Annotated in this window: 8 protein-coding genes and 1 tRNA gene; 4 read left to right on the top strand and 5 right to left on the bottom strand. The window is 67.9% G+C overall.

Annotation, left to right across the window (positions count from 1 at the left end; translation table 11 throughout):
- Positions 1-105: 105 nt before the first annotated feature.
- The 3 genes from ACZ1II_RS21110 to hflK all read right to left on the bottom strand — a co-directional run bounded on the left by ACZ1II_RS21110 (position 106) and on the right by hflK (position 3,896).
- On the bottom strand, positions 106-1,641 hold the full coding sequence (locus ACZ1II_RS21110) for a Do family serine endopeptidase (RefSeq protein ID WP_465147355.1): 1,536 nt from the start codon (positions 1,639-1,641) through the stop codon (positions 106-108).
- A gap of 127 nt (positions 1,642-1,768) precedes the next feature.
- Positions 1,769-2,608, bottom strand: a complete 840-nt coding sequence (gene hflC / locus ACZ1II_RS21105) for a protease modulator HflC (protein ID WP_465145527.1) — start codon at positions 2,606-2,608, stop codon at positions 1,769-1,771.
- A 1-nt stretch (position 2,609) separates the two neighbouring features.
- Positions 2,610-3,896, bottom strand: coding sequence for a protease modulator HflK (gene hflK, locus ACZ1II_RS21100; RefSeq protein ID WP_465145526.1), 1,287 nt, complete (start codon positions 3,894-3,896; stop codon positions 2,610-2,612).
- Positions 3,897-4,015: 119 nt separating this feature from the next.
- Here hflK and ACZ1II_RS21095 point away from each other — a divergent pair, with 119 nt between their 5' ends.
- From ACZ1II_RS21095 to ACZ1II_RS21080, 4 genes are all read left to right on the top strand, one after another.
- Entirely contained in the window at positions 4,016-4,984 is a 969-nt protein-coding gene (locus ACZ1II_RS21095) for a P-loop NTPase (protein ID WP_465145525.1), read from the top strand.
- Positions 4,984-7,239 (top strand): molybdopterin cofactor-binding domain-containing protein, encoded by a 2,256-nt coding sequence (locus ACZ1II_RS21090; RefSeq protein WP_465145524.1) that lies wholly within the window; start codon positions 4,984-4,986, stop codon positions 7,237-7,239. The genes ACZ1II_RS21095 and ACZ1II_RS21090 overlap by 1 nt, the downstream gene beginning before the upstream one ends.
- Positions 7,239-8,246 carry a ferrochelatase gene (hemH, locus tag ACZ1II_RS21085; protein ID WP_465145523.1) on the top strand — a complete coding sequence of 336 codons (1,008 nt, stop codon included), beginning with the start codon at positions 7,239-7,241 and terminating at the stop codon, positions 8,244-8,246. Before ACZ1II_RS21090 ends, hemH begins: the two co-directional genes overlap by 1 nt.
- Positions 8,247-8,332: 86 nt before the next feature.
- Positions 8,333-9,268 (top strand): MarR family transcriptional regulator, encoded by a 936-nt coding sequence (locus ACZ1II_RS21080; protein WP_465145522.1) that lies wholly within the window; start codon positions 8,333-8,335, stop codon positions 9,266-9,268.
- Positions 9,269-9,289: 21 nt separating this feature from the next.
- On the opposite strand, the gene ACZ1II_RS21075 is transcribed toward ACZ1II_RS21080, so the two are convergent.
- Together ACZ1II_RS21075 and ACZ1II_RS21070 are read right to left on the bottom strand one after the other, a co-directional pair.
- Positions 9,290-9,365, bottom strand: a tRNA-Thr gene (locus tag ACZ1II_RS21075).
- Between the two features lie 94 nt (positions 9,366-9,459).
- Positions 9,460-11,196 (bottom strand): DUF885 domain-containing protein, encoded by a 1,737-nt coding sequence (locus ACZ1II_RS21070; RefSeq protein ID WP_465145521.1) that lies wholly within the window; start codon positions 11,194-11,196, stop codon positions 9,460-9,462.
- Positions 11,197-11,490: the final 294 nt, after the last annotated feature.

The raw sequence follows: 11,490 nt of genomic DNA, 5'->3' as shown, positions 1-11,490 counted from the left end.
TCCCTCTCCCAACCCGCTCATCCTGAGCTTGCCCGAAGCAGGCAAAAGAAAACGCCCGCCGGAGCGATCCGGCGGGCGTTTCTCATGTTCGCGAAGGGCTGAGCCTTAGCGCAGGCGAACCGGCATGTAGACCGCCTGCTGGCCGCGCGGCTGGATGCGCAGCAGGATTGCCGAGCGGCCGTCGGCCTTGGCGGCCTTGATGGCGTTCTCCAGGTCGGCCTGCGTCGTCACCGGCGCATTGTTGGCCGAGAGGATCACGAAGCCACGGGCGAGGCCTTTCTGTCCGGCGTCCGAGCTGGGGTCGACACCCACGATCACCAGACCGCGCGTGCCTTCCGCCGCGCCGATCTGGCGGGCGATCTGCGAGGTCAGCGGCGTGACCGAGAGGCCCAGTGCCTTCTGCACTGCGCTCTCGCCCTGCTGCTTGGGCGGGTTGTTGTAGGCATCGCCGTCCTGGTCGGTGCTCGGATCGAAGCTCTGCTGAAGCTCGTCGTCCGACGGACGCTTGGCGACCGTGGCGGTCAGCGTCTGGCGGCGGCCGTTGCGGATCAGTTCGATCGGGATGCGGGTGCCCGGCGCGGTATTGGCGACGAGGAACGAGAGCGTCTGGTCGCGCGTCACTTCCTTGCCGTTGACCTTCACCACGACGTCGCCCGCCTGGATGCCGGCCTTGGCGCCCGCACCGTCGGGAACGACGCTCTGGATGAACTCGCCCTTGTTGTGCTCCAGCCCCATCGAGTCCGCGAGGTCCTCGTTGAGCGCCTGGATCGTCACGCCGAGGTAGCCGCGCTCGATCGCCTGGCCTTTCATCAGCTTCTCGACGATCGGCGAGGCGATCTCGGCCGGAATCGAGAAGCCGATGCCGACGCTGCCGCCGGTCGGCGAGAAGATCGCATTGTTGATGCCGATCACCTGGCCGTTCATGTCGAACATCGGGCCGCCCGAGTTGCCGCGGTTGATCGAGGCATCGGTCTGGAGATAGCGGTCATAGGCGCCGCCCGCGCCGGTGTTGCGGTAGACGGCCGAGATGATGCCCGCCGTCACGGTGCCACCGAGGCCGAAGGGATTGCCGATCGCCAGCACCCAGTCGCCCACGCGGGCCTTCGAGCTGTCGCCGAACTTCACGAAGGGCAGCGGCTTGGAGGCGGTGATCTTGAGCACCGCGAGGTCCGACTGCGCATCCTTGCCGATCAGCTTGGCGGGGTACTCGGTGCCGTCGGGCATGATGACGGTGATCGATTCGATCTCGCCCTTGCCCTCGGCGGTGATGACGTGGTTGTTGGTGACGATGTAGCCGTCGGCCGAGACGATGAAGCCCGAGCCGAGCGACTGTGCCTCGCGGGTCTGCGGCGAGGTGCCGCCGCCGCCGCCGAACAAGCCCTCGAAAGGCGTGCCGGCGAAGGGGTTGTTGCCGCCGCCGGCCACCTGCACGCGCTGGCGGGTCGAGATGTTGACCACCGCAGGCTGAAGCTGCTCGGTGAGGTCGGCGAAGCTGGCCGGGGCGCCGGCGCGGGGTGCCACGCGGGCCATCTGGCTGGCTTCGTTCTGGGCGACCTGGGCTCCGGCGGGGAAGCCTGTCACCAAAGTGGCGGTCGCGCCCCCCAGCAGGAGCGCTGTGGTCAGTCCATAAGCGTATCGCACGGGCTTCACGTCCTTTGATTCCTTCAATCTTGGCAGTGCTGCGGAACTCTCCGCCGTCTTGTCCCGATTGAACCCTCAAGAGCTTAACCGGATTTGAATAGACGGCCAATTCAGCGCCTGGAGTCGGTCAGGGTTCCCTGAAGTGATTGAGATAGGCGTTATTGGGCGAAAGCAGGATCGTCTTTTCCGTATCCCCCTTGCCGAAAGTCACCGAATAGCTCTGCATCGAGCGATAGAAGTCATAGAACTTCGGGTCCTTGCCGAAGCTTTCCGCATAGATCTTGGCGGCCTGCGCCTCGGCATCGGCCTGGATGATCTGCGCGTCCTTCTGGCCCTGCGCGGCGATCGTGCGCGATTCCTCGGTACGTGCCGCCTGCATGCGGGTGAAGGCGCTTTCGAGGGCGCCTTCGGGAAGGTCGGCGCGCTTGATCCGCACGTCCACCACCTGGGCGCCGTATTCCCGTGCCTCGCGGTCGAGGCCGTCGCGGATGTTCTCCATGGCCTTGCCGCGCTCGGCGGTGAGCAGGGATTCGAACGTGCGCTTGCCCAGCTCCTGACGCAGGACCGAGGAGAGGATCGGTTCGAGCTGCTCGGTCACGCGTTCGGTGGTTCCGGCGGTCTCGACCATCTTGATCGGATCGATGATGCGGTAACGGGCATAGGCATCGACGTTCAGGCGCAGCTGGTCGGTGGAGAGCACCTGCTGCTGCTGCATGTCGAGCGAGAGTAGGCGCTTGTCGATGCGGATCACGCGGTCGACCACCGGGATGCGGAAGTGCACGCCCGCGCCGGTGCTGCCGTAGTCGGCCTTGGGATTGAACTGGTTGTAGACCGCGACCGGACGCCCGGTGCGGACCACGACGGCCTGCTCGGTTTCCGGAACCACGATCACGCTCAGCATGAGCGCGACCAGCGCGGCGCCGCCGAGGCTGAGGGGAACCCTGTAGTCCTGCCAGAAGCTGCTCATCTTACTGGCCTCCCTTGGCGGCAGGGGTGGCGGTCGCGGTGCCGGTTGCAGCTCCGGCAGGCACCGTCACCACGGTCTCGTCGCTGGCGCGCGGGCGGCGCTTCACTTCGGGCAGGGGCAGGTAGGACGTCATGTTGCTGGAATCGCTGACGACCACATCGTTGTCGCGCAGCACGCTCTCCATCGTTTCGTAATACATGCGGCGGCGCGTCACTTCGGGCGCCAGCTTGTACTGTTCGTAGACCTTGTCGAACGAGGCCGCGGCGCCCTGCGCGCGGGCCAGGGTCTGCTGCGCCCAGGCGCGGGCCTTGGAGCGGTCGCGGTCGGCTTCCTGCTGGGCGACGTTGACCTGGTCGAAGGCCTCGCGGGTCTTGGCGGGCGGGTCGGCCTTCTTGATCTCCACGCCCTGGATCGAGATCCCGGCGTGATACTGGTCGAGAATGCGCTGGGTGCGCTCGCGCACGTCCTGCTCCACCGTCGCGCGACCGGCGCCCGAGAGCGCCTGGTTCAGCGTGACTTGCGCGATCGAGGCGCGCATCGCGGCTTCGGCCACTTCGCGCACCGTCTCCTTCGGATCGGTCAGACGGAAGCTGTAATCCTTCAGGTTCTTGATGTTCCAGCGCACCAGATAGCTGAGATCGACAAGGTTCTTGTCGCTCGTCAGCATCAGCTTCTCGCCTTCGCCGTCCGGGATGGTATCGACGTTGAAGCTGCGCACGTCGGTCACGTCGACGGATTCGATCGGCCAGGGCAAGGTCACCGAAAGGCCGGAATCGATGGTCCGCGAATAGCCGCCGAGCCGGGTGACGATGCCCTGGTCCTTGGGGCCGAGCATGTGGACCATCGAAATGCCGAGAACCGCCACGACCGCGATGCCGATGCCGAGTGGCAGCCACGACTTGCCGTCCGGGCGACGCGGGATATTGGGGAAGCCGCCGCCGAAACCGCCGCCTCCGCCGCCGCCGCTGGGGCGGCGCGGATCGCGCGGGCGGAAAATGTCGTCGAGACCGGCTGAACGACGCGGCGGGGTGTCGCCGCTGGGCAGCCAGGGGTTGCGGGGACCTTTTCGGTCGGGGGCGCGGTCCTCCGGTTTGCGATCAGGGCTTTCGTTCTTCTCGCCATCCGTTTCCGGGCCGGTATCTGCGGCGTCCTCGGGACCGCTTTTGTCAGGCTCTTCACCTGAACCCCCGCCTGAAGCTCCATCAGAGTTCCCGCCGCCGCCCCAAGGGCTCTGACGCCCGCTCATGGCAAGACCTTCGGGCGAGATTGCATCACCAATTGCTTTCATCCGTATATCTATAGGTGCGCTATTCGCACAAAAACAGTGCCTCTCTTGCCCTTTTTCGCGCAGTGCTCCACCTGAACCGCAAATTCCCCTCTCACATCCAAACTCTGGAAAAGGATCCGATGACAAGTCCCGACGCCGATCGACTGAAAGCGCTCCTGCCGGTCGAGGTGGCCCAAAGGGTGCAGTCGCTGCGGCTTGCGGGCGGCATGGCGAGCGTGGTGATCGACGCCACCGGCCTTTCGGTGCAGGACCGCGCCGGGCTGGAGCAGGTGGTTTCCGGCGCCTTCGAAGGCCAGCCGGGGATCACCGACGTGCGCGTGGCGGTCATGGCGGACAAGCCCTTGCGGCGCATCCTCGCAGTCGGATCGGGCAAGGGCGGGGTCGGCAAGTCGACGCTGGCGGCCAATCTTGCGGTGGCGCTCTCGCGCATGGGGCGCAAGGTCGGGCTGGTCGATGCGGATATCTACGGACCCTCGCAGGCCCGTCTGCTCGGCACCGAGGGCCAGCGCCCGGTCGCGCACGAGAGCCGCCTCGTTCCCGTCGCCAGCGCGTTCGGCGTGCCGGTGCTGTCGATGGCCAATCTGCTGGAGCCGGGTCAGGCGATCGCCTGGCGCGGGCCGATGGTGGCGGGCGCGCTCACCAAGATGCTCGAAGGACACTGGGACAATGCCGAGATCGTGGTGGTGGACCTGCCGCCCGGCACCGGTGACGTCCAGCTGACGATGCTCCAGAAGTTCAAGCCCGCAGGCGCGGTGATCGTCTCGACGCCGCAGGACCTCGCGCTGATGGACGCCACCCGCGCGGTCGAGCTGTTCGAGAAGAGCGGCGTGCCGGTGGTCGGCGTGGTCGAGAACATGGCGGGCTATGCCTGCCCGCACTGCGGCGAAGTGAGCGATCCCTTCGGCGCGGGCGGGGCCGAGGCGGCGGCGAGGGACATGGGGCAGACGTTCCTCGGCCGCATTCCGCTCGATATCGTCATCCGCCGCGACAGCGACGCGGGCAAGCCGCCCGCCGCCGGGGACGGCCCGCAGGCCGAGGCTTTCGCCGCGCTCGCCGCCCAGGTTTCGGACTGGCTGGACACGCATTGATGGCTTTGTCGCGCCGGGGAGTCCTGATCGGCGCATTGGCGGGCGGCGGGCTGGCGGTGGGCTATCTGCTGCGCCCGCGCCGCTTTCCGCTGCCGCTCGAACCCGGCCGCGACGAATATGCCTTCGGTGCCTGGATCAAGATCGCGGCGGACGGCGTGGTCAGCGTCGCCGTGCCGCAAGTCGAGATGGGGCAGGGGGTGACGACGCTCCTGCCGCAGATCGTCGCCCACGAACTCGGCGCGGACTGGCGGCAGGTGGCGGTCGAACCGGCGCCGGTCAGCGCGCTCTATGCCAATGCCGTGCTGGCCGCGAAGTGGGCGCCGCTGTGGATGCCGGTCATGCCAGGCCTTGCCGAAGCACCGGACGGCCTGATCGCACGGCGCTGGGCCGAGGATCACCGCTTCAACGTCACTGCCGACGGCACCGCGCTGGCCGCCTACGAGGGACCGGCCCGCGCCGCTGCCGCCTCGGCCCGCGCGCTGCTGGTCCAGGCTGCCGCGGCGCGCTGGAAGGTCGCGCCGGAAGAGTGCGAGGTCTTGGGCGGTCTCGTGCTCCACGGCGAAAAGCGCCTGAACTTCGGCCCGCTGGCGGCGGAAGCGGCCACGTTCTTGCCGCCCGATCCGCCGCCGCTGCGCCCGGAACCGATGGCCGAGAAGCCCGGCGAGTTCCTGCCCGGCGCGCCCTTGCGCTATCCGCGCCTCGACCTGCCATCGAAAGTGGACGGATCGTGGACGTTTGCAGGCGACGTGCGCCTGCCCGACATGCTGCGCGCGGCGATCCGTCAGGCGCCGATCGGCAAGGCCACGGTCTCGGGTCTCGACGAGAACGCCGCCAAGGGCCTGCGCGGCTTTGTCCGGTTCGTACAGGGACCGGACTGGGTGGCGGCGCTGGCACAGGATTGGTGGACGGCGGAAACCGCGCTCACCCGCGCCGCCCCGCGCTTCCGTGTCGCGCGCGGCAGCGACAGCGGCGAGATCGATGGCGCGCTGGACGAAGCCATGGCGCATGGCACGCCCACCCGCATCCACCTTGCGGGCGATGCAGGCGCCCTCGAAGGCGCGCTGCCGCTCCAGATCCGCTACGAAGTCGCCCCGGCGGTCCATGCGACGATCGAGACCGCCAGTGCTACCGCGCGGCTGGAGAACGGCCGCCTCGAACTCTGGATCGGCACCCAGGCGCCCGAGGCCGCCCGTTCAGCGGCTGCCGAAGCGCTGGGGATGCGGGCTGCCGATGTCGTGCTCTATCCGATGCCGATCGGCGGCAGTTTCGACCGGCGGCTGGAATGCACCCATGCCGCGCAGGTCGCTGTCCTCGCGAAGGAAGCGGGGCGCCCGGTGCAGCTCACCTATTCGCGGCGGCAGGAGCATTTCGCGACCTTCCCCCGTGCGCCCGCCGTCGCCGTGATGGCCGCCCGCCCCGACGCCGAGGGCAGGCCGACAAGCTGGCGCGCCCGCATCGCCGCGCCCGCCACCGCGCGCGAATTCGGCCGCCGCCTGTTCTCCGGCGATGCCCCGTTCGACGCGCTCGATGCCGTGGCCGGGACTGCCGATCCGATCTCGGTGGAAGGTGCTATCGCCGCCTATGCCGTGGCCAATCTCGCCGTCGACCACATCCCCGCCGCGATCGGCCTGCCGACCGGGCGGATGCGTGGCAATGCCCATGGCTACACCGCCTTCTTCACCGAGAGCTTCGTGGACGAACTCGCCCATCAGGCCAGTCGCGAGCCGCTGTCCTTTCGCATGGCGATGCTCGGCCACGACCCGCGCCTTGCCGAATGCCTCCAGCGCGCCGCAAGCCTCGCGCAGTGGGGCGGGGGCGGCGACAACAGCGGGCAAGGCATCGCCTGCCACGTCATCGGCGAGGGCCGCATCGCCGTCGTCGCCAGCGCCCGCCGCGACGAGAACGGGGTGCGGGTGGACAAGCTGAGCGCCGTCGCCGACATCGGCCGCATCGTGAACTTCGACATTGCCCGCCAGCAGATCGAGGGCGGTCTGGTCTTCGGCCTCGGCCTCGCGCTCGGATGCAGCCCGAACTACGCGGGCGGCAGGCCGGACGGCGAGCGGCTCTCCGATCTCGCCCTGCCGACGCTCGCGGACTGTCCGGAGATCGAGGTCGATTTCATCGAAAGCACCGCCGATCCTGCCGATCCGGGGGAGCTCGGCGTGGCCGTCGTTGCGCCCGCCGTCGCCAATGCGCTCTATTCGGCAACCGGACTGCGTTTCCGGCGTTTGCCGCTCTTTGCCGAGGATATGTAATGCCCGTCCGTGAACAGCCGCTCGCCCAAACCGGGGGGATCGGCGTCCTTCTCGTCAATCTCGGTACGCCCGACGCGCCCACGGCCCCGGCGGTGCGGCGCTATCTCGCGGAGTTCCTGTCCGACCCGCGCGTGGTGGAAATTCCGGCAATCGCCTGGAAGCCGATCCTTCACGGCGTGATCCTGCGCACCCGCCCGGCCAAGTCCGCCCATGCCTATCAGCAGGTCTGGACCGAGGAAGGTTCGCCGCTCGCTGCGATCACAAAGGTGCAGGCGGCGCGCTTGCAGGACCTGCTGGGCACGCGCGCGAAGGTCGATTGGGCCATGCGCTACGGCAATCCCGCGATCCCCGCGCGGCTCCAGGCGATGAGGGATGCCGGGTGCGACCGCATTCTGATCGCGCCGCTCTATCCGCAATATTCGGGGGCGACGACCGCCTCGGTCATGGACAAGCTGGGCGATGCGCTGGCGGCGATGCGCGCCCAGCCCGCGATCCGCACCCTGCCACCCTACTTCGACGACCCCGCCTATATCGATGCGCTGGAGAGCGATCTGCTGCGCCAGATCGAGGCGCTGGACTTCGTGCCCGAAGTGCTGCTGCTGTCCTATCACGGCATGCCGCAGCGCACGGCGGACCTCGGCGACCCTTATTACCGGCACTGCCTGGAAACCTCGCGCCTGCTGACCGAGCGGCTCGCTCAGGCTCGCCCGAATCTGCGGATCGAGACCAGCTTCCAGTCGCGCTTTGGCCGGGCGAAGTGGCTAGAGCCTTCCACCGAGGACGTGCTGGCCCGTGAGGCCAAGAGCGGAACGCGGCGCATGGCGGTGGCGGCGCCGGGCTTCTCGGCGGACTGCGTGGAGACGCTGGAGGAACTCGCGATTCGCGGCGCGGAAGTCTTCGCGGAAAGCGGCGGGCAGCGCCTCGCCGTGCTAGCCTGCCTGAATGACGGTGCGGCAGGTATGGCGATGCTCCAAGCGCTTGTAACGCGGGAGCTTTCCGGATGGTAACAAGGATTTAACCAAGGCTTTCGTTGACTCCCGCGGGCTGCGACGTACCCCTAGAGGCTCTTGCAGAAGCCGGGGGGCGAACGATCATGCAGGACACGGAATTTGCCGATTTCTCCTATGGCGCGTCGCAGGGCGCGCCGGGCGGGGCAGCGGTTTCGCTGGCGATATTTGCGGACAGGGCGCACGTGCGGGCCACGATGCGCGAGGATGCGGCGGGCGCCGGGCTGGAGGTTGCTCAGGCCGGGCCGCTCGGCGATCTCCTGCAACCGGGCGGCAGGCCGCTGGCCGATGTTGTCTTGCTCGATTGCCCGATTGTCGATGCCGCGACGATGGCCGCGCTCGCCGGGCTGGACTTGCGGGCATCGCAGCGGGGCACCCGGCTAATCGTCTCGACTTCGGTGGAGGGGCTGGACGACATCTTCGCCTGTATGGACATGTCCGCGCCGCTGCTGCTGGTCGATCCGAACCGTGCCGAACGGGTGATCGCGCTGGGGCAGGTGCTTGCGGGTTTTCCGGCGGCGCGCCTGCGCGAACTGTCCGAAGCCGACCGCCTGATGCTGCTGCGCCTGACCGAGCAGGTCGGCCAGATCGCGGGTCATATCGACCGTCTGGCTCCCGGTTCCGCGCCACTCCCGAAGCCTGCCCGCGCCGTTCCCCTGGCCGCTGCGGCCACTCTGCCCGAGGCGCGGCTGATCCGCCGGATGATCCGCCAGCGGCAGTTGCGCGCGCGCTTCATCGAGGGCGATTTCTTCGCGGACCCGGCCTGGGAGATGCTGCTCGACCTGGCCGCGGCGCGGGTGGAGGGCAAGCAGGTCTCGGTCACCTCGCTCTGCATCGCCTCGGGCGTCCCGCCGACGACGGCGCTGCGCTGGATCGGCGCGCTCGTCCAGGCCGACCTGTTCCAGCGCGTCTGCGACGAAACCGACCGCCGCCGCGCCTTCATCGAACTGACGGACGACGCTGCAGGCCGCCTCGCGCGCTACTTTGAAGAGATCGCCGCCCTGGAGGTGGTCCCGTTCTGAACGTTCAGGCGATATCGGGAGTGGTGCCGGCTACAGGATTCGAACCCGTGGCCCCCTGATTACAAATCAGGTGCTCTACCAACTGAGCTAAGCCGGCCCGGCGCATCGAAACGTCGCGATGCGCGAAACAAGTCCGGCGCCCTTACCGCGAGGAAGGGGCGCCGGTCCAGTTGCTTTTGTGAAATATCCTCTCAGAAAATCGCGTGGGGGGCGTCTTCCTGCATCATTGCCTGTCGCACGAGCGGGATCGGCGGGCCGCCGTGGCTGAGGAACTGGTCGTGGAAGGGCTTCCACGCCGCGCGGCCGCCGCGCGAGGCGGTCCAGTCGTCGCGCAGCTTGCGGATCATCAGCTTGCCCAGCGTGTAGTTGAGATAGGCCGGATCGTAAGTGCCGCGCGCGGCCTGTTGCTCGGCGGTGCCTTCGTCCTGGTAGCACTCGTCCATGAACATGCGCTTGGACTGCTCCTGCGTCATGCCGCGCGCGTGAAGGCCGATCGCGGAGAGATAGCGGCAGTTGCGCAGCAGCGCGTTCGAGAGCTGGCCGACATGGACGCCGGCATCGCCGTTTCCGAGGCCCGCGTCCCACATCATTTCCTCGGCGTAATGCGCCCAGCCTTCGGCATAGGCATAGCCCACGAAGAGGCGCCCGATCCACGAAGGCGAGCGGTTCGAGTGGAGGAATTGCAGGAAGTGCCCCGGCATCACTTCATGGACCGAAGTGAACAGCAGGTCGTTCTTGCCGGGGATGTAGTCCTGCTGCATCTGCTGCGACCACGAGGGGTCGGGCGGCGAGATGTAGTAGACCGAGGGAATGCCCTTCTCCAGCGGCCCGGCCGGATCGATGTAGGCCGAGTTCTGGCGGTTGTAGGGCGGGCTTTCCTCGACCAGTGCCTGTTCTGTGCCGGGGATCGTGGCGATGTCGTGCTGGCGCACGAAGGCGGTCAGTTCGGGTATCTGGAGACGCGCGGCGGCGACGGGGCCGCCTTCCGGCTTGTCGGCTCGCATCTTGTCGAAGCAGCCCTGGATGTCCTTGCCCGGCGCATATTCGGCGCAGGCGGCTTTCAGCAGGTCCTGGTTGCGCTTGAGATCGGCGCGGCCCACGGCTTCCAGTTCGCTCAGCGGGGCATCGACGGCCTCGGTCGCGGCGAGCATGCGCGAGAAGCGTTCGGCGCCCATCGCGAAGTCTTGCGTCGGCGTGGCCTTGGCGAGCCAGTCCGAGAGGTCCTGCATGGCCTTGGCCGCGCTTTCCGAGCTGGCCTTGAACTCGGCCTGGAGTTTGGCGTCCTGCACGTCGGCGAAAGCGGCGCGGGCGTCGCCCCGGTAGTATTCCGCGAAGCCCGCGAAGCCCGCGGTGCCGAGCTTGATGAAGCTGGCGGGCATCGCCGTCTTGAGGTTGCCGCGAATCTGCGCGGCGGCGTTCGGCACGGCCTTGAAGAAGGCGATCATGGCCTTCATGCGCGTCGGCTTGTCGGCATAGGCGCGGCTGACATAGACGTTCGGATCGAGGCCGTTCTCGATGTAGTAGCCGGGGTTGTTGTGCGGCTTGTCGGCGTCCTCCAGCCAGAACAGCTGGCCCTTGGCGACCTGCACCAGATAGTCGCGCTCGAACTTGTCCTCGGCGGAGAGGCCGGTGAAAGCGCTGGCATCGGCGATCACCTTCTTCAGGAACGCGCCGCGCGCCTTGAGGCCGGCGGGGCTCCAGTCGGGGAGCCTGCCGTCGAACTGGTGGGCACCCTGGTAGATCGCGAAGGCGGGGTCCTGCGCCATCCAGGCCTCGATCGTGCGGTTGACGTAGGCTTTCCACGGGGTGGTCGGCTTGCCCAGTGCGATGGCCAGCGGGCTGGGCTGGGGTGCGGCTTTGGCCTGCGCGGTCTGGGCACCGAAGCTGAGGGCGAGGCAGGCGATACCTGCCAGCAAGGCGTGTTTCATGAGTGGAGCTGTCCCTGTCGGTCGTTTTGGAGGCGCGTTGTGCGCGTCTCGATGGCGCAGGTTGTGCGGCAGGATTGGCCGACTTTCAACAGCTTCGAGGGGACAGGGAGCGAATCCCTGAAGCCCACATCCTCGTCGCCCCCGCCCTTCGACTGGCCGGCAGGCCGGCCGCTCAGGATGAACTGCCCGGAGGGCAGGCGGGGGTCCCGCTTGTTTGCGAGGTCTCGTCGAGCGCGCAAGAAGCGGAATCCCCGTCTTCGCGGGGATGACGGGGGAGGTTTGGTGGGGTTGGGA

The organism is Novosphingobium sp. BL-S-20 (assembly GCF_055521635.1).
Note: the sequence above shows the minus strand (reverse complement) of the source record. Positions and strands in the feature narration are given on the sequence as shown.